The 17,535-nt window shown below is 41.1% G+C and carries 19 protein-coding genes; 5 read left to right on the forward strand and 14 right to left on the reverse strand.

Annotated features, from left to right (window positions below; all coding sequences use genetic code 11):
* Window position 1: 1 nt before the first annotated feature.
* The 11 genes from bamA to ubiE form a co-directional block, all read right to left on the reverse strand.
* On the reverse strand, window positions 2-2,548 hold the full coding sequence (bamA, locus tag ACFQ3S_RS06555) for an outer membrane protein assembly factor BamA (protein ID WP_377162520.1): 2,547 nt from the start codon (window positions 2,546-2,548) through the stop codon (window positions 2-4).
* 58 nt (window positions 2,549-2,606) lie between these two features.
* On the reverse strand, window positions 2,607-3,347 hold the full coding sequence (locus ACFQ3S_RS06560) for an isoprenyl transferase (RefSeq protein WP_377162522.1): 741 nt from the start codon (window positions 3,345-3,347) through the stop codon (window positions 2,607-2,609).
* 315 nt (window positions 3,348-3,662) lie between these two features.
* Window positions 3,663-4,175, reverse strand: a complete 513-nt coding sequence (locus ACFQ3S_RS06565; protein ID WP_377162524.1) for an ExbD/TolR family protein — start codon at window positions 4,173-4,175, stop codon at window positions 3,663-3,665.
* 258 nt (window positions 4,176-4,433) lie between these two features.
* Window positions 4,434-5,225 (reverse strand): type IX secretion system protein PorG, encoded by a 792-nt coding sequence (porG, locus tag ACFQ3S_RS06570; RefSeq protein WP_377162526.1) that lies wholly within the window; start codon window positions 5,223-5,225, stop codon window positions 4,434-4,436.
* 9 nt (window positions 5,226-5,234) lie between these two features.
* The gene (locus ACFQ3S_RS06575) at window positions 5,235-6,113 is read right to left on the reverse strand and encodes an NAD kinase (RefSeq protein WP_377162528.1); all 879 of its coding nucleotides are present in this window, start codon (window positions 6,111-6,113) and stop codon (window positions 5,235-5,237) included.
* A gap of 3 nt (window positions 6,114-6,116) precedes the next feature.
* Window positions 6,117-6,776, reverse strand: a complete 660-nt coding sequence (locus tag ACFQ3S_RS06580) for a CBS domain-containing protein (protein WP_377162530.1) — start codon at window positions 6,774-6,776, stop codon at window positions 6,117-6,119.
* 5 nt (window positions 6,777-6,781) lie between these two features.
* Entirely contained in the window at window positions 6,782-7,549 is a 768-nt protein-coding gene (locus ACFQ3S_RS06585) for an alpha/beta fold hydrolase (protein ID WP_377162532.1), read from the reverse strand.
* A 128-nt stretch (window positions 7,550-7,677) separates the two neighbouring features.
* Window positions 7,678-8,127 carry a GatB/YqeY domain-containing protein gene (locus ACFQ3S_RS06590; protein WP_377162534.1) on the reverse strand — a complete coding sequence of 150 codons (450 nt, stop codon included), beginning with the start codon at window positions 8,125-8,127 and terminating at the stop codon, window positions 7,678-7,680.
* Window positions 8,128-8,281: 154 nt separating this feature from the next.
* Window positions 8,282-9,040 (reverse strand): SDR family NAD(P)-dependent oxidoreductase, encoded by a 759-nt coding sequence (locus tag ACFQ3S_RS06595; protein ID WP_377162536.1) that lies wholly within the window; start codon window positions 9,038-9,040, stop codon window positions 8,282-8,284.
* A gap of 295 nt (window positions 9,041-9,335) precedes the next feature.
* Window positions 9,336-10,061, reverse strand: coding sequence for a type IX secretion/gliding motility protein PorT/SprT (porT, locus tag ACFQ3S_RS06600; protein ID WP_377162538.1), 726 nt, complete (start codon window positions 10,059-10,061; stop codon window positions 9,336-9,338).
* Window positions 10,062-10,064: 3 nt separating this feature from the next.
* Window positions 10,065-10,796: a bifunctional demethylmenaquinone methyltransferase/2-methoxy-6-polyprenyl-1,4-benzoquinol methylase UbiE gene (ubiE, locus tag ACFQ3S_RS06605; protein WP_377162540.1), complete on the reverse strand. Its 732-nt coding sequence runs from the start codon at window positions 10,794-10,796 to the stop codon at window positions 10,065-10,067.
* A gap of 177 nt (window positions 10,797-10,973) precedes the next feature.
* Between ubiE and ACFQ3S_RS06610 the strand changes: the two genes are divergently transcribed.
* The gene (locus ACFQ3S_RS06610; RefSeq protein WP_377162542.1) at window positions 10,974-11,249 is read left to right on the forward strand and encodes a DUF3072 domain-containing protein; all 276 of its coding nucleotides are present in this window, start codon (window positions 10,974-10,976) and stop codon (window positions 11,247-11,249) included.
* 579 nt (window positions 11,250-11,828) lie between these two features.
* On the opposite strand, the gene ACFQ3S_RS06615 is transcribed toward ACFQ3S_RS06610, so the two are convergent.
* Window positions 11,829-12,200 carry a response regulator gene (locus ACFQ3S_RS06615; RefSeq protein WP_377162544.1) on the reverse strand — a complete coding sequence of 124 codons (372 nt, stop codon included), beginning with the start codon at window positions 12,198-12,200 and terminating at the stop codon, window positions 11,829-11,831.
* A gap of 152 nt (window positions 12,201-12,352) precedes the next feature.
* Here ACFQ3S_RS06615 and ACFQ3S_RS06620 point away from each other — a divergent pair, with 152 nt between their 5' ends.
* The 4 genes from ACFQ3S_RS06620 to ACFQ3S_RS06635 all read left to right on the forward strand — a co-directional run bounded on the left by ACFQ3S_RS06620 (window position 12,353) and on the right by ACFQ3S_RS06635 (window position 16,047).
* Window positions 12,353-12,931, forward strand: coding sequence for a Crp/Fnr family transcriptional regulator (locus tag ACFQ3S_RS06620; RefSeq protein ID WP_377162546.1), 579 nt, complete (start codon window positions 12,353-12,355; stop codon window positions 12,929-12,931).
* Between the two features lie 91 nt (window positions 12,932-13,022).
* Window positions 13,023-13,493, forward strand: a complete 471-nt coding sequence (locus tag ACFQ3S_RS06625) for a DUF1905 domain-containing protein (protein ID WP_377162548.1) — start codon at window positions 13,023-13,025, stop codon at window positions 13,491-13,493.
* Between the two features lie 320 nt (window positions 13,494-13,813).
* Complete coding sequence (locus ACFQ3S_RS06630) at window positions 13,814-15,208, forward strand: arginine decarboxylase (protein WP_377162550.1); 1,395 nt, start codon at window positions 13,814-13,816, stop codon at window positions 15,206-15,208.
* A gap of 83 nt (window positions 15,209-15,291) precedes the next feature.
* Complete coding sequence (locus tag ACFQ3S_RS06635) at window positions 15,292-16,047, forward strand: class I SAM-dependent methyltransferase (protein WP_377162552.1); 756 nt, start codon at window positions 15,292-15,294, stop codon at window positions 16,045-16,047.
* Between the two features lie 232 nt (window positions 16,048-16,279).
* On the opposite strand, the gene ACFQ3S_RS06640 is transcribed toward ACFQ3S_RS06635, so the two are convergent.
* Together ACFQ3S_RS06640 and ACFQ3S_RS06645 are read right to left on the reverse strand one after the other, a co-directional pair.
* Window positions 16,280-16,495, reverse strand: coding sequence for a hypervirulence associated TUDOR domain-containing protein (locus ACFQ3S_RS06640; protein WP_377162554.1), 216 nt, complete (start codon window positions 16,493-16,495; stop codon window positions 16,280-16,282).
* Between the two features lie 81 nt (window positions 16,496-16,576).
* Complete coding sequence (locus tag ACFQ3S_RS06645; RefSeq protein ID WP_377162556.1) at window positions 16,577-17,476, reverse strand: DUF6694 family lipoprotein; 900 nt, start codon at window positions 17,474-17,476, stop codon at window positions 16,577-16,579.
* Window positions 17,477-17,535 lie beyond the last annotated feature (59 nt).

The following is a 17,535-nucleotide window of genomic DNA, read 5'->3' on the forward strand; positions in this document are numbered from 1 at the left end:
TTTAATTAAATCCGCCGCTCATGCTTTGTGCAATAGAGAAGTGGAACTGACCTTTATTTGCATCCCTGATACCCGGAATTTTATCGAAGCCATAACCATAATCCAAACCAAGCAAGCCAAATATAGGCAAGAAAATCCTGGCGCCAACACCCACCGAACGACGGATATTAAACGGATTATAATCGCGGAAATTGTTCCAGGTATTACCACCTTCGGCAAAGGTTAACAGGAATATAGTGGCCGACTGGCTGGCAATAACCGGGTAACGCAATTCCATGGTAAACTTATTATAAATAGGGCTACCCGGGTTGTTATCGGCCGTATAATTACTACCCACAGGTATTAGCGAGAAGTTTTGATAACCACGTAAACCAACAATTTCGCTACCCTGTAAAAACTGATAAGTAGCCATACCATCACCACCTAATTTGAAACGCTCGAACGGTGATTGGCCAACCAGCTTATTGTAGCTTCCTAAGAAACCAAAACGGGTTTGCGACATTAACACCAGTTTCCCGGCAATGCGTTGAAACCATTGCGCATCAAATTTCCATTTATGATATTCCACAAAACGGTAACGCTCCTCGGGGGTGGCAATACGGTAATTAGTATTGTTAAACAACGAGTAGGGCGGTGTAACCTGTAATGTGAACTTGATGTTTGAACCACTGGTTGGGTATATAGGCGCATCAACCGAGTTGCGGCTAAACTCCTGCGTTAATTTAATGTTGTATGATGTACCCGTTTGGAACAGGTATCCCGAAAACCTGTCGAGCGTATAATGATCGAAGTTTAAGGAGTAGTTTAGCTGGAAGTAGTTATCGGGCCAGTTTAAGCGCTTACCTAAAGTAACACCTACACCGTTAATGCGTAAAAAGTTGTACCGGCTATCGGTTTTGGCATAAAACTGGCCGGTTGAGCTCAACTGCGTGTAAGCCGATAAACTGAAATAGATAGGTTTTTTACCCCCCAGCCACGGTTCAGAAAAGGTGAATGAAAAGTTTTGATAGTTACGGCCGTTAGCCTGACCACGTAAGCTCAGTTTTTGACCATCGCCTTTAGGCAGCGGTTTGTAAGCTTTACCGTTGAACAGGTTTTTTACCGAGAAGTTGTTAAACGTTAAACCCAGTGTACCCACCAATTGTCCACCACCAAAACCACCCGAAAGCTCAATTTGATCCGAAGGTTTTTCAACCACGTTGTAAATAATATCCACCGTACCATCCTGTGGGTTAATGTTGGTTGGCTTAGGATCAATTTTTTGCTCATCGAAATTACCCAGTTGAGTAATTTGACGGGTACTGCGCACAATTGCCGCTTTTGAAAACTTTTGGCCGGGTTTGGTAGCCAACTCACGCAATACTACCTTATCGTTAGTTACATCGTTACCTTTAACCATTACACGGTTAATGGTGTATTGCGCACCTTCATAAATACGGATGTTCAGGTCTATGGTATCGTTATAAATACGTGTTTGTACGGCCTCGGAGTTGAAGGTCAGGTATCCATCGTCCAGGTAAAGCGAGTTGATGTCCTGTCCATCAGGACCACCACCGTTAAGCCGCTTGCTCAATTCCTCTTCACTAAAAACATCTCCTTTTTTTATACGCAATATTTTTTCGAGGCCCGATGCCGGGTAACGGGCGTTACCAGCCCAGGTAATATTACCAAAGTAATACTTGTGGCCTTCATACACCTTTATTTTTACGTTTACCGCATCATCGTTATGGCGCCAAACAGAATCGCTTATAATTTCGGCATCGCGGTAACCTTTACCCTGCATGGTCTCAATCAGCGTTTGCTTGTCTTCGTCATAAGCATCCTGCTTAAACTTTTTAGAACCGAATACATTATAGAACTTTCGTTCGCGGGTTTTCTTTAAATATTTTTTAAGCTTTGAGCTGCTAAAAGCTTCGTTACCTTCAAAAATTACTTTATTAATTTTTACCTTTTGCTTTTTATCGATACCCACATTCAGGATAACGCTGTTGGAATCGGCCGGGTCCTTTTGCTGTTTAATATCTACCGTGGTATTCAGGTAGCCTTTTTCGTTAAAGTGCTTTTTAATAATGGCTGTGGTGGTGCTTAACAGGTTTTCGTTTACAATTTTACCTGTTTTATCGTTCAGCTTTTTTTGAATGTCTTCAATCTCGCCTTTACGGATACCGTTTAAACGAAGACGCGATAAGCGCGGCCGCTCGGTTACATATAGTTCGAGGTAAACTGTATCGAGGTTTATTTTGGTGATGTTCAGCTGTACATCATCAAACAAACCCTGCGACCACATATTTTTCAACACATTGGCCGATGCCTCACCCGGCAAATTAATACGGTCGCCTTTGCTGATCTTGGCAATTTGTATCAATACATCTTTATCGAGGTATTTTGTACCGGCAACAGTTATATCACCAATTATATAATCCTTTGGATTAAGGTAACTTAAGCTATCGGAAGGGATAGTTGATTTACTCAGCCGGCTGCCGCCAATTTGGGCAAATGCCGCTGTGCTTATCACAGAAAAAAGAATAGCAAAAAAGAATTTATTCATCCGAATATTTTGGCGCTAAAGTAATTTAAACGTTTGTTAAAATTTGTTAAAAGAAAATTTAGTTTACCTGTTCACTGGTCATTCCAAAGCGACGTTCACGCTTCTGATAATCTAAAATAGCCTCGTAAAAGTCTTCGCGCCTAAAATCGGGCCAAAGCTTATCGGTAAAATAAAGCTCGGCATAAGCAATTTGCCATAACAGGTAGTTGCTGATGCGAAATTCTCCGCTGGTCCTGATGAGCAGTTCAGGATCGGGCAGGTTATGCGTATATAAATTTTGTGCAAATACGTCTTCAGTAATATCTTCAGTATTTAACGTTCCGGCCTTCACCTGCTCGGCTATACCTTTGGCTGCCTGCATTAACTCACGGCGCGAGCTATAACTTAAAGCCAAAGTTAATACCAGGCCTGTATTAGCCGATGTTTTTTCGATAGCCCCTGTTAATTCTTTATAGCACTTGCCGGGCAGTTGAGCAAGATCGCCTATGGCATTAAGCTTAACGTTATTTTTCATTAACTGCTTAATTTCTTTATTAATGGTACTCACCAACAGTTCCATAATAGCGGTAACTTCAAAACTTGGTCGGTTCCAGTTCTCGGCCGAAAAAGTGTACAGGGTTAAATACTTAATACCTAACTCACCTGCGCCCTCAACCACATCGCGCACCGAAAGTACCCCGTTGTGATGACCGAATACCCGTAATTTGCCTTTACCCTTAGCCCAACGGCCGTTACCATCCATAATAATAGCTACATGCTGCGGAAGCCGTAATAAGTCGATCTGATCTTTATACCCCATAATTACTGAAGCTTACAGCCCTTGGGTGTAATAAGCAAGTTAAATAACCTGTTGTTATACAAGCCCTGCACGTAACGTTATTGCTTTGAGTTATCACTTAATTAATTAAAAAATGTGTTTTAGGCGAGTATATATGTCGCCGAAACTCAATTTTTTTCAGGGTACAAAGGTAAAACTATAGTTTGATTTTTTTATTAATCAAAAAAACAAAAAGAAAATGTGTTTGTAAGCAACAGGCCGTGTTTTTAACGCTTTTTAACAAAAAAGCAGCTTTGCACTGGCAAAGCTGCTTCATACTTTATAGTGATACTCTGTTTAATAAATCGCCTTGGCTTTAAGCAGGTCAACATCCTGGGGTGTTATATCAACCACCGCATAGATATTGGTTTTAGTAATATTTAACTCGTCGAGGGTATCAACCAAATTGCCGTATATGGAGTGGTCGCTTGGTTTAACCAGTACAATGGCCTCTTTGCCTGTATTGGCTATAATTTCGGCTTTAGCTTCAATAAGTGCCTTACGCAGGCTATTTTTACTGTAAGTGAGCGTTTGCGGCAATTTTGATAAGCCTTTATACATTAATAACTGGTTGTTGTTGCCCAAACATAAAGTGACTGTGCGCTTGGCGCTAACATCCGTTGTTGCAGGACCTTTATCGGGCATGGCCAGATCCATAGCTTTGGGTTTGGATAGAGTGGTGGTCAGCATAAAAAAAGTAACCAGCAGAAAAGCCAGATCAACCATGGCGGTAAGGTCTACCCGCATGCTTTTGGGTTGACGTGCTTTTTTTCCATCATTTTTTTCGGGAGAAGAATTTAGCTCAGCCATAACAATAAAATTTAAAGGTTAAATAATTGACAATTAGTTATTAAACGAATATAATTAATTATTTGTTCCTATTGAAATGGTTATTATTGACGTAATACACCGATTTCATTTTTCTTCATTAAACCGCATTATTTCTTCATAAAACCTCAAAATTCTTCCTATTTATAGAAAATGCTGATAATACTTAGTTCAATAAAATATTTTCAACTTTTAATAGACACTATTGCATCCTCATGGTGAAAATATCAGACTCGGATATTACTTATAATAACACTTCTGCCCCAAAAAGGTATAGGAGATACCTACGCTGAAAAACATATAGGTGTCGTGCTTACGGCCATCGCCTCTTTGGGTGCCGGGGGTACCGATGTTAATGCCACCTGTACGCTCGCCCGATCGGTCGGATAATGCATAGCCTATAGGGTCGGTAAAGGAACTGGGCGATGCATAAAGCCCGCTTACATCATCGAGCCGGTCGGTGTAGGCGGTGCGGTAACCAGCATCGGCCGTAAGGCTCAACTTACCCCAAATGTTGTATTTTACACCTGCCCCAAAAGGTATGGCAATGGCACTACCTTTATAAGGTTGCCGGGTACGCTCAGTGTTGAGCGAGCGCAGATCGTAAGTTTGATTGTTATAGTTGGCTTGCGGAGTATAATTAACAAAGGCTACTCCTGCATATATGAAAGGGGTGAAACTGTTGTAGCCGCTGCCGGGCAGGTATTCCATAAAGTTAAGCTCCCCTACCATGGCAATTTCATAAAAGGGTGTAAAAAAGCTGAGGTTACGGTCGCGTTGCTGCTGGTATTTGGAGGTACTGTCGGCACCTTCTATCTGCGCTTTGCTGATGCTGGCCTTAATAGTGGCATAACCGTTAAAATTATACCGTACCAACAAACCGGCCATAATGCCGCTCACCTGTAATGGATTGCGCTGGTTTAAATCGCCCTGATAGCCTGCCGCCCCGGCTTGCATGCCAACCTCCCATTTCTGGGCTTGTGCCTGCGTTGCCAGTAAAACAAGCAGCATCAAAGTAATTAACCGGAACATGCTATAAATTTAATAATTGCGGGCATCTAATCCCCACAATAGTTTGGTACGCAGGGTATCGAGGTAGCTTTCGTTATTGAGCCTGATGAGGTTCAGATTAAAGCCGGCCTGGCGTATCTCGAATTTCATGTTGGTATCAATTACCGCCGTACGCGAATCGCACGAGATCAGATAATTGGCGCTACGGGTTTCCACCTCGAAAGTTAGGGTACAGGTATCGGGCAGTACAATTGGCCGCACGTTTAAGTTATGGGGCGATATAGGTGTAACTACAATGGTATCCGATTGCGGATAGATAATTGGACCGCCGCAGCTTAACGAATAAGCAGTTGAACCCGTAGCGGTTGATATGATGATACCATCGCCCCAGTAAGTATTTAAAAACTCACCGTTAAGGTAGGCATGCATGGTAATCATTGCCGAATCATCGCGCTTATGGATGGTAATATCGTTCAGCGCGAAATTATCCTTGCCAAAAATTTCGGCCTCCGAAACGATGCTGATCAGTTCGCGTTCATCCAAAGTAAATTGCTGATTGACCACCGCATGTATAGCGGCCGAAACATCGTTTTTGTTAACGCTGGCCAAAAAGCCCAGGCGACCAAAGTTAATGCCTATAACCGGTATGCCACTATCGCGGATGAGGCTTACCATATCCAGCAGGGTACCATCGCCGCCAAGGGTTATTACCACATCAATAAAACCGGCAAAGGGCTGATTAGCATCCAGTATTTTATACTGTACGTTATTAATTTGGCCTTGCAGCGAGGTGTGGAGCTGGTGATGGATAAACACCTCAACCGGGTGTTGTGCAAGGGCATCGAATACCTGCTGTATAAAAGGTAGTACCGTATCGTTAAATTGCCTGCCGTAAACTGCTATCTTCATTATTTATATGTTCAGGTAATTCATGAACGACTCATACCTGTTCAGTGAATCATCATTGCCATGATTATGGTTAAAGGTGGCTTTAACATCGTACCCGTACCTCAAAAACGCCGCGTTAATAGACGATATATCTTGTTTGTTTAATTTTAAGGTTACTTCCAGCCTGGTAGAATCAGTAAACGGCCGCACGTATGAACTCAGGATCTGCGCATTATCCGACTCTACTATTTGAGCCATTTGCGACATGGAATTTTCCTTGTTGCTAATTTCGAGCACGATAACACCACCTGGCTGCGCTATGGCCGTAATTTCGGCAAAGTAGGCGTTCATGGCATTCAGGCTCACTACGCCCGTATAATTTTTAGCAGCATCCAATACGGGCACCAGGGTTAGCTGATGTTCGTAAAACATACGTACCACATCATACACATGCTGCTCCTGGTAAACAAAGGTGTTCACATGCAGGTGGGGCAGCGAACTTACCGGCAGGTTATGATCAGGCTCTGTAATATCGTTTTCGGTGAGTAGCCCTATAAATTGATGGTCGTTTACAACAGGGAGGTGCCGCACCCGATACTCCACCATACGGTCTATAGCCTGTTGAATGGTATCGGTAGTGGTAACCGGAGGTATGGTATCGGCAGCTAACTCTATTGTAAGCATACTTTTTAAACTTTTAATTTAACATGATCTAAAAACTCGTTGAGCAGTTTGTTAAACGCTTTGGGCTGTTCCATCATTGGGGCGTGGCCGCATTCGTCTATCCAATATAATTTCGAATCGGGTAGCAGTTGATTAAATTCTACAGCAACCTCGGGCGGTGTAATTTTATCATTCTTTCCCCATATTAACCCTACGGGGATCCTTATTTTATGCAGATCTTTAGCCATATTATGCCTGATGGCCGACTTGGCCATAGCCAATATACGTATTACTTTTGAACGGTCGTTAATCATGATAAAAACTTCGTCTACCAGGTCTTTGGTGGCCGTTGCCGGATCGTAAAAGGTATATTCCACCTTTTCCTTAACAAACTCATAGTTCTCGCGTTTGGGGAACGAACCGCCAAAGGCGTTTTCGTACAAGCCCGAACTGCCGGTAAGTACCAGCGTTTTAATTCGCTCGGGGTGTGCCAGTGTGTATATTAAGCCAACATGCCCGCCTAAAGAATTACCAATCAGCGTAATGTTATGCAGGTCTTTATGTTTAATAAAACGGTGAACATGTTTACTTAACGTTTTTACACCAGTGGTTAATATAGGCAGATCATAGATTGGCAATATGGGTATAATAACCCTGTAATTGTCTTTAAAACCGTCTATTACTTCTTCCCAGTTGCTTAAAGCACCCATGAGGCCGTGCAACAGCAGCAGAACTTCGCCCTGGCCTTCATCAATGTATATAAATCCTTTTTCTTCTTTAAGCACAAATTTCATATCGGGATGTAAAAAGCTATAATTGTAGTTAACAGCTGTTTATACCATTTTTAATAACGGTATATAAACGGCATAATTTCTTGATAAAATTAGGTTTTTGAAGCAGACTTGCAATAATTAATAATTAATTATGCCAGCAATTGTTTTACTACCTCCGATATGGTTTTACCATCGGCCTTACCGGCCAGCTCTTTATTGGCGGTACCCATAACCTTGCCCATATCTTTAACCGAGGTTGCCCCTACCCTGCTAATAAGCTCTTTTAAATAAACTTCCACATCCTCACGGCTCATTTGTTGCGGCAGGTAAGCTTCTATAAACTCCTGTTCTTCCTTTTCTATCTGGTACAGATCGGGGCGGTTTTGTGCCTGGTAAATATCGGCCGATTCCTTGCGTTGTTTCACCAGCTTTTGCAATACCTTAATCTCGGCCTCTTCACTAATTTCTTCCGAGGCGCCTTTTTCGGTTTTAGCCAGCAGTAACGCCGATTTTACCGAGCGCAAGGCCCGCAATTTATCGGCCTGTTTAGCCAACATGGCTTGTTTAATATCCTGGTCTATTTTGGTTATGAGTGACATTATTTTTGGTTATGGAGTTGTTGTGTTGTTAGTAATTGGGGTGTTTGTTGTTGGTTATTGAGTTGTTAAGTTATTGGTTGTTGTTGCTGAATTACTTAATAACCCAAAAACATAATAACTACATAAGAACCTAATAACTCAATAACCAAACAACCTATCCCCTAAATATCATACTTCCCGTTGCTTGTGCGGCTGGCATGAGCACCAGGTCGTTTATGTTTACGTGTGCAGGGCGCGAGGCTACATACCAAATGGTATCGGCCACATCCTGCGCGCTGAGTGGGGTAAAACCTTCGTACACTTTTTTAGCACGGTCTTTATCGCCTTTAAAGCGCACTTCCGAAAACTCAGTTTCCACCGCGCCGGGGTGTACTGCCGTTACTTTAATGCCGTGCGGTAACAGATCCATACGCATTCCTTTATTCAGCGCGTCAACCGCGGCTTTGGTGGCGCAGTACACATTGCCATTAGGGTAAACATCTTTACCGGCAATAGAACCCAGGTTAATGATGTGGCCAAAACCGTTTGTAATCATCCAATTGGCCACCAGCTTGCTTACGTATAACAGTCCTTTAATATTGGTATCTATCATGGTGTCCCAATCGGCAAAGCTACCGTTTTGTATAGGTTCCAGTCCCTGGCTCAAGCCGGCGTTGTTCACCAGTACATCCACCAGTTTCATTTCGGCGGGCAAGCTCTCTAAGTGATGGGTTACCTGCTCCTGCTTCCGAATATCGAACGCGGCAACGGCAATGCGCACATTATAAGTAGTATTGAGTTGTTGCGCCAGTTGATTCAGCCTGTCCTCGCGGCGGCCGGTGAGTATGAGATCGTAACCTTCGCGGGCAAAGGTGTGGGCACAGGCCTCGCCAATTCCGGCGGTAGCCCCTGTTATTAAAGCAATTTTAGCCATAGTTATTTAACTAAGCTGGCGAAATTATGTTTTTTTAGATAAAATGAAGAGACAAAAGAACAGAAGCAGGGAACAAGAGGTAATAAACAAGTAAGATTACGGTTTGGTGATGATGAGTATAGTTGATAATTGAACTTAATTGTAATGCTGAACTTGTTTTAGCACCCCGCTTGCTCAATATACATTTGATAGGTATGCATGTTTACCCTTTGGCCGGGATGCCAATATTCATCGGCACCCCGGTGGTTGTAACTTCTGTAAATTCTAAAATTCAGTAAATTCAGATTCAGACACATTACTCAAAATGCAAACTGAACATAATGCTATGCAAAAACAGCTTACTGATGGGAGTGGCCAGCGGAACATTATTACCGGCCAGTATATTGCCGAACGAATTGCCCACCTTAATTTCGGGCGACATTTTAAAGAACTCGAAATAAATATCGCAGCCAAAGCCGGCTTCGTACGAGGCAAAGCCACGCTTGTTCAGGATCTTTTGCTGCAACGGTGCTTCATTTTCATCGATCTTGCCTTTACTTACGGCCACAGAATATTTTACGCCACCCAATATATAGGCCCTGATGTTATTGATCCGGTCGCTCCTGAGCTTGAGCAGTAGCGGCACGTCAACAGAGGTGGTTTGGATCTGGCGGTTGAGGTTATCGGAGGTTTTCTCGAACGTATAATTCAGCTCCCTATCGGCAAAAACTAACGCGGGCGTGGTGCGGGCTTCCAAATGTTCGGTCAACCGGTAACGGGTGATAAAACCCACAGTAAAACCCGGCGAACTACGCGAAGTAATACTGGTAAGCGGACTGGTTATATTATTGCCGGTCTCTGGGTCAATAATAGCATTGCGCCAGGTGGGCTGCTTAACAATCTTATAATCTTGTATAATGTATTGAAAACTAAAACCAAAGCTCAGATCGTTTTGGTCGGCACCGCCCCCCCATGCCTGAGCCCTAACCCATTGGGTTAGCAGCAATGCCGTAAAAAAAATTATGGCTTTTTTAAAGATCATGTTTTACTTAATACCGGTATATATAGAACAAATGCCAAAAGTAAGCGGACGGTTTTTGGTGCTTTTAAAACCTACTTTATTCATTAGGGCTACAAAGTCTTTACCATCGGGGAAGGCGGCTACCGACTCGGGCAGGTAAGAGTAAGCACGGGCATCTTTAGAAAACAGCTTACCAATTCCCGGTGTTATGTATTTAAAATAAAAATTATATAACTGCTTAACCGGAAACCCTTTAGGTTTAGAAAATTCGAGTACAACGGCTTTACCACCCGGCTTTAATACACGAAACATATCGGCCAGGCCATTTTCCAGGTTTTCAAAGTTTCGTACACCGTAAGCCACCGTAAGGGCATCAAACTCATTATCGGCAAAGGGCAGTTTCTCCGAATCGCCCAGACGTACTTCAAACTTATCATTTAAATTACGTTTTAATATCTTTTCATCTGCAATTTTTAACATCCCTGCCGATATATCTACCCCGATAATTTTTTCGGGCTTTAGTATAGTCAGGGCTTCAAAGGCAAAATCTCCGGTACCGGTGGCTACATCCAGTATGCGTTTAGGCTTCAGCGCTTTCAGCTCGTTTATAGCTATTTTACGCCAAATAATATCAATACCCAGCGATAAGAAATGGTTTAAAAAATCGTAGGTTTTCGATATATTGTTAAACATATCGGCCACTTGTTCTTTTTTGGTTGTATGCTGGTTTTGGTAAGGTGTAACTGTTTTATTCATCAGGCTGTAAAGATAATGTTTTTGTTGTTAAGCAAATGAAAGGTTATGAGGCGAGAAGAGCGTATATCTGTATTTAATGTTAGTATTTATACTTGAATATGACTTAATGCAATTTTATGCATCCGCAAACAATTATCCGACTATGCGGGTTTATTTAATTTAAAGCTAACAAAGACCATGATAAACGAAAATACCGACCAAACCGGCGACCTTTTTGAAGAAAATGATGCCGATAACACCAACACAAGCAGTGATGAGTTAAAAGGATCGAACACGGAAAAAGACCCGGATGACTGGACCACAGGCGATGAGCCCATGACGGGTGCCCAACAATCTTATTTGAAAACCCTGTCAGACGAGGCTAAGGAAACCTTTGATGAAACCCTAACCAAAGCCGAAGCATCGAAGAAAATAGATGAACTGCAGCACAAAACAGGAAGAGGGCTTTCCTAAAGGGAGTATTAAAAACTGCAAACTGTAATCTTCGGTTATAGTGAGAAGTCTTTTTTTAAAGTGGTTAGTTTAAAAAACTTACTGCTTTAGAAAGATTTCTCATTATTACTACAACGTATTTTCAACTGCCAGTGTAAATTATTCCTCGTTTTATATACCAGCATAATTTAAAACCGATATTCATCGTAAAATATTGTGGTGCTAACCCGGCTTTGCAAATTGATATTTACCCAGCAAGCAATTGGCATAGGCAAAGGTTATAATCATACTTGCTATATCATTACTGATAGCTTCAGATAAAAAGGCATTGTTGTACAGATTAGCATGGCCATTGAGTTCAGTTAATTCCTGAACTTTAACAGCCCTAAAACACATTGCCCAACCGTTAAAATTGCGTTCGGCAATTTTGCCTTCTATACCTCAATAATAATTTTATTACTCCAATATCCTTTTGCAGTTTCACAGGTTTTGTCAAAGGTTTGACCATTGCCTTAATTTAGCTGCATTAAAGTCAAAACATCCAGTAAGCTATAACACTATATAAGGTTGCAGTAATTGATATTGATTTTACAATTACTATTAGGCAGCTAAAGGTAACTTTTCGCACATTAAGTTAATAAGTTGGCGCATATCAAATGGCTTTTGCAAAATACCGTCTGGCGGACTTTGCTGGTTATAACAGTCTTTTAAATCATCTAATGCTGAGCACATTACTACAGATATATCCTGCATTTGAACAGATTGTTTAATTTGACGGCACAGGTCGCGGCCATCACCGTCGGGCAGTTGAACATCTAAAATGATCAGGTTTGGCTGATAGGCATTTATTTGCTCCATTAAGCCTTCGGCGTGATTATAGGTTTCTACCTGGTATCCTTCGTTGTCCAAAATATGACTGATCAGCGTTAACATAAATTCATTGTCGTCTACTACTAAAACCCTGTTTTCCATATCTACAATTATTAAGTGCAAAAAACATTAAACAAAGAGCATGCCGGTAATCAACCCGCGTTTGATATATACTTAAGAGATTTAATTAAGTTTTCCACATCGCCTTACCGGCTATAATTTATGTTTGATATTAAATTTATACTTTAGCTTTAATGGATACCCCACTGCAAATGATAATTAACAATGTGAGCAAACACATTGTACTCACTTCTGCCGAAAAGGACATTTTTACCGGCATGCTGCAAGCTAAAAACTTGAAACGCAAACAGCCCTGGATTTCTACAGGTGATGTTTGCAGGCATTCGGCATTTGTAACCGCGGGTTGTTTACGTGGCTATACGGTTGATAGTAATGGATTTGAACATGTGTTGAGCTTTGCCCCTACCGATTGGTGGATGGCCGATATGTACAGCCTGCTTACCCACCAGCCCGGTAACCTTAACATAGAAGCTTTAGAGGATACCGAAATGCTGCTACTACCTAAAACCAGCCAGGAAGAACTTTATAAACTGGTGCCCAAATTTGAGCGTGTGTTTCGCATACTGGCCGAAAAATCATTAGTGGCCTATCAAATACGATTAATAGATAACCTGAGCCTGCCCGCCGCCGAGCGGTATGCCCGCTTTTGCCGCCGATACCCTACCCTTATTTACCAATTGCCCCAAAAACAGATCGCCTCGTACATTGGTGTTACACCCGAGTTTTTCAGTAAAATGAGGAAGGGGATGTAGGGGATTATTAGTTAAATGGGATAACCTCATAACTGATTTTTTTAAATACCGGAAACAATTTTTATTTAAGCAACTCGCGCTCAGTGTAAAAATGAACCATCGATCTACCCAAATAATTAAACAGCTCGAAAAAAGGAAAGGCGGCTACTATTACCTTATTATAGAGGCCGATATAGTTAACGTATTTGAAAAAAAACGGCATACGAGGCTCATTTGCACCATTGATGATCAATTAACTTACAGCTGTGGCTTAAACCATTTAGGTGATGGAAACTTTTTCATCATCCTATCGGGTAAAAACTTTAAAAAGCTTAACAAACAATTGGGTGACCCCATTACCTATGAAATTAAAGAGGATCCGAACCCTTTAGGCATAGAAATACCTGAAGTTTTGGAAGCATTTTTGACCCAGGATGAAGAAGCGCAAAGTATTTTTAATAACCTCACCGACGGCAAAAAGCGGAGTATTATTCATACCATAAACAAAATTAAAGACATTGATAAACAAGTGCAAAGCATTTGGAAGTTTATGTACGAGGCTACCAAGTCAAGAAAAAAGTAATGTAGCTTTCAGCATAAGATACACGCTTATTGTGAATTCTTAACACCAATTAAACACTGATTTAATAGTGCATATTGACATTTTTTTGCCTAAAACATTAATTAGTTACAAAATGTAAAATATGGCAGGTTTAAATGTCTTGTCTCATATATTTAATACCTATGTAATAACCACATAATCAATATATTATGTTACAATAAACATTTTTTAAATACTTTTGGTAAACAATTTACAATACAGCGATAAAATAGTAGTTTTTTCAAGCAATTATTAGCTAAAAATAATTCATTTTTGCGCAAACAAAAAAGCACTAATAAAGAATGCAAAGCTACCAGGAATTTCTGGACCTGAGCGTGGGTTTCCCACAAGAAGGTTTCGAAATTATAGATGACGAATTATACTTTAACGATTTGAACCTGATGGAGATGATTGAAACGTATGGTACCCCGCTACGGTTTACCTATGTGCCCATGATTTCCAAAAAAATACAGCAGGCTAAGCTGATGTTTCAGCAGGCAATTATTAAAAATAACTACCGGGGCAGTTATAAATACTGCTATTGTACCAAAAGTTCGCACTTTAAGCATGTTGTTGAAGAGGCTTTAAGGAACGGGATCCACCTTGAAACCTCATCGGCCTTTGATATGCCCATGATTGACGCGCTTGAGAAAAAAGGCGTACTGAGCAAAGATATTACCGTGATATGCAACGGTTTTAAAACCTACCAGTACAAGCAGTACATTGTTGACATGCTGCACGACGGCTTTACCAACATTATCCCGGTGCTGGATAACAAGGAGGAATTTAATATTTATGATGACGAGATTGAAATGGATACGCCTTGTAATTTGGGTATCCGTATCGCATCTGAAGAGCAACCCGATTCGCAATTTTATACCTCACGTTTAGGCATCCGAATAGAAGATGTGATTGATCTTTATTACAATAAGATCGAAAAAAATCCAAATTTCCGCGTTAAGTTGCTGCATTTCTTTATAAACTCCGGCATTTCAGATACGCCATACTATTGGAACGAGTTAGAGCGATATGTAACGCTGTACTGTAAGTTCAAAAAAATAAATCCCGAACTGGATACCCTTGATATTGGTGGTGGTATGCCGTTTAAAGATTCGCTGGTATTTGATTTTGATTACGAGTACATGATTAACGAAATTGTGAGCCGGATCAAAGAAATTTGCGCTGAACACGATGTGGAAGAACCGGATATTATTACCGAATTTGGTAAATATACCTGTGCCGAAGCGTCGGGGATTTTGTACAAGGTACTGGGCCGAAAGCAACAAAACGACCGCGAAAAATGGCTCATGCTGGATGGCTCGTTTATAACCAACCTGCCCGATGTTTGGGCGCTGAACCAGAAATATATTTTACTGCCTATAAATAACTGGGACTCGGAATATGAGCGGGTTAACTTAGGCGGCATTACGTGCGACGGTCAGGATTATTACAACCAGGAGGCGCACATGAATAGTGTGTATATGCCTAAAACGCGTAAAATACAGTACCTGGGCTTTTTCCATACGGGCGCTTACCAGGAAGTACTGAGCGGCTATGGTGGCATACACCACTGCCTGCTACCATCGCCTAAGCACGTACTCATTCGCCGCAACCGCGATGAAACCTTTAACTTTGAGGTGTTTGGCGAAGAGCAGAATAGTAAACAGGTTTTAAAAATTTTAGGTTATACTACCTAAATCAAATTACCCGGCCCTCAAAAAAGAGGGCTTTTTTTGTTAACCATTTTTGAAACAAATGAGTTAAATTAGCATTGCTGAATATGATATATACTTATGCTATGTACAACCTGAAAACATGCCTGTTATTTGCTGCCATATTTATTGGTGCCTGTACTCACCCTACCCGGCAAAAAAATGCCGACCAGCAATCGGCCGAGCAAAAAGACACGATATATACCTATAAAAAAGCAACTAAAAACGGCATTGGAAAGCTATATAAAGGCAGGGAAATTGCACAGGTAATGGGCTTTAGTGGTGCCGGTTGGCTGGAACGTGATACCCGCAACCAGGAAGAGAATGTAGAACTTGCCGTTACCAACCTGCCTGTAGATAAGAAAAGCGTTGTGGCCGATATTGGTGCCGGAACCGGGTTTTATACCTTTCGGATTGCGCCTAAGGTAAGCAAGGTATTGGCTATTGAACTGGAAGATGAAGCGCTGGATTACCTCAAACAACGCGGTAAAATTTTAAAACAAAGCAATGTGGATGTGGTGAAGGGATCTGAAAAAGCACCTGCACTACCCGACAACAGCATTGACCTGGCTCTTATGGTTGATGTTTACCACGAATTGGAATACCCGCACGAATACCTGCAAGCCCTTTACAAAGCTCTAAAACCCGGCGGTAAAATTGTACTGATAGAATACAAGGGTGAAGATCCTGAAATACCTATTAAAGACTTGCACAAAACTACCATTTCGCAAATTAGCAAAGAAGTTACCGCCAATGGTTTTGTTTATATAGAAGACAAAGCAGGCTTACCTATGCAGCATTTTTTAATTTATAAAAAGAAATAAAAATCTATTTTACATATCAATGCAATCTGTAATACCGAGGGAGAATATGTAAGATGCAATTTGTGCTTTAGAGAGCACACTGGCATTGAGCATGGGGTGGTATATTACACGTCAGTTTATATGCCTGATCACAATCTGTGAAAGATGTGTACACCCTCCACCCGTCTCCAAAGTAAAATTACACCCGCCCCTAATTTTAAAACTGATATAACTTTCTGTAATCTTAATATCCCTATTTCTTCGCCCCTTTTTTTAATTCACTTTCCGATTTCAGCACTTTGGTTCCGTTATCCTGTTTAATTTCATAAGCAGGTTCGTTTTTATTGGCCTTACGTTTTATAGTAGAACCTTTGCTTTTTATTTGAGCATCTTCAGTGTGCTTCTTTTCAACCTTTCCTTCAGCTTCTGATTTGCCCCACTCCCAGTGTACGGTGTCTCCTTTTTTCATAATTGATGATGTTTCTTAAATAATAGCAAAACACAGGCCAAGCCAAACAGCCAAGTAAGGCGTATATAATAAATGCAGTTGCTATTTATTATTTGTAAGCTCCAGTTCGTCCAAAGTACCTTTGGAATTTTTAACATTGGTCAACTCTACTCTTTTTTCTTTGATCTCTGCCGCCAGTGCCGCATCATTTGTTTTAGGCATAGTGTAGTGTTTGCCGTTTAAGGTAAAGCTAACCGGATGCACATCTAATCGCAATCCAAGACTTTGCAGGTCAGGATTCTTGATTGGGTATTTTAAAGCATTCCACTTTTGAGGATCACTTTCTTTAGGTTCTCTTAGTAATAGGTGATCTTCAATTGCTTCACCATGCTGCCAAATGCGGTTCCCATCCCCGCGTGTGCTTATTATTCCTACAACAGGTTCCGGCTTTCCTTTTTTGTAAACTTCGTAAGATATTGCTAACTCTCCGCTTAAAGGCTGCTTACCGATATAGGCGTAACTTACATCTAATGAAGGGATACTATCATTAAAAAAGTCCACTTTATCTATACTCAAGTAATCTATCTTAAATAATGATGACATGCTTTTTCGGACATTCACATCAGCAGTTTTCCGCTTTTCTAAACTGTCTATTTCGTGTGAAAGTTTGTCTGCCTCTTTTTTGTTATAATCCTGAAGGATCTCTTCGGCTTTATCCACCACCGAAGAATAAGTGCGACCATCAATCATTTTCAACACTATACTATCGAAAGATTTATTCTGATATTTATTGGGTTCTACAAACTTTAAGCGCATACACTCACCTGCAATTACTCGCAGCGCCTTTTCGAGTGTTACCTTTTCATCTTTGGATAAGTTAGCTTCTATCTTTTTCCTGGATGCTTCATAATCCTTTTCGGAGTGTCCGTTAAGTTTTTCGCCACATCCATAAAGGGTGATAATAAGGAGCATGAACAAATAAAACGTGACAGATCTTTTCATAACGCAGGTTTAACCATGTAAGCAGTGGCAAACGCTTTTTGTTTGAAAAAGTGGTGATG

Source organism: Mucilaginibacter terrae, from assembly GCF_042679325.1.
GTDB lineage: Bacteria > Bacteroidota > Bacteroidia > Sphingobacteriales > Sphingobacteriaceae > Mucilaginibacter > Mucilaginibacter terrae.

Bases quoted from the DNA above. Each gene is read 5' to 3' on its own strand.
- bamA (WP_377162520.1), bottom strand. From the start codon at position 2,548: ATGAATAAATTCTTTTTTGCTATTCTTTTTTCTGTGATAAGCACAGCG.
- ACFQ3S_RS06560 (WP_377162522.1), bottom strand. From the start codon at position 3,347: ATGGGGTATAAAGATCAGATCGACTTATTACGGCTTCCGCAGCATGTA.
- ACFQ3S_RS06565 (WP_377162524.1), bottom strand. From the start codon at position 4,175: ATGGCTGAGCTAAATTCTTCTCCCGAAAAAAATGATGGAAAAAAAGCA.
- porG (WP_377162526.1), bottom strand. From the start codon at position 5,225: ATGTTCCGGTTAATTACTTTGATGCTGCTTGTTTTACTGGCAACGCAG.
- ACFQ3S_RS06575 (WP_377162528.1), bottom strand. From the start codon at position 6,113: ATGAAGATAGCAGTTTACGGCAGGCAATTTAACGATACGGTACTACCT.
- ACFQ3S_RS06580 (WP_377162530.1), bottom strand. From the start codon at position 6,776: ATGCTTACAATAGAGTTAGCTGCCGATACCATACCTCCGGTTACCACT.
- ACFQ3S_RS06585 (WP_377162532.1), bottom strand. From the start codon at position 7,549: ATGAAATTTGTGCTTAAAGAAGAAAAAGGATTTATATACATTGATGAA.
- ACFQ3S_RS06590 (WP_377162534.1), bottom strand. From the start codon at position 8,127: ATGTCACTCATAACCAAAATAGACCAGGATATTAAACAAGCCATGTTG.
- ACFQ3S_RS06595 (WP_377162536.1), bottom strand. From the start codon at position 9,040: ATGGCTAAAATTGCTTTAATAACAGGGGCTACCGCCGGAATTGGCGAG.
- porT (WP_377162538.1), bottom strand. From the start codon at position 10,061: ATGATCTTTAAAAAAGCCATAATTTTTTTTACGGCATTGCTGCTAACC.
- ubiE (WP_377162540.1), bottom strand. From the start codon at position 10,796: ATGAATAAAACAGTTACACCTTACCAAAACCAGCATACAACCAAAAAA.
- ACFQ3S_RS06610 (WP_377162542.1), top strand. From the start codon at position 10,974: ATGATAAACGAAAATACCGACCAAACCGGCGACCTTTTTGAAGAAAAT.
- ACFQ3S_RS06615 (WP_377162544.1), bottom strand. From the start codon at position 12,200: ATGGAAAACAGGGTTTTAGTAGTAGACGACAATGAATTTATGTTAACG.
- ACFQ3S_RS06620 (WP_377162546.1), top strand. From the start codon at position 12,353: ATGGATACCCCACTGCAAATGATAATTAACAATGTGAGCAAACACATT.
- ACFQ3S_RS06625 (WP_377162548.1), top strand. From the start codon at position 13,023: ATGAACCATCGATCTACCCAAATAATTAAACAGCTCGAAAAAAGGAAA.
- ACFQ3S_RS06630 (WP_377162550.1), top strand. From the start codon at position 13,814: ATGCAAAGCTACCAGGAATTTCTGGACCTGAGCGTGGGTTTCCCACAA.
- ACFQ3S_RS06635 (WP_377162552.1), top strand. From the start codon at position 15,292: ATGATATATACTTATGCTATGTACAACCTGAAAACATGCCTGTTATTT.
- ACFQ3S_RS06640 (WP_377162554.1), bottom strand. From the start codon at position 16,495: ATGAAAAAAGGAGACACCGTACACTGGGAGTGGGGCAAATCAGAAGCT.
- ACFQ3S_RS06645 (WP_377162556.1), bottom strand. From the start codon at position 17,476: ATGAAAAGATCTGTCACGTTTTATTTGTTCATGCTCCTTATTATCACC.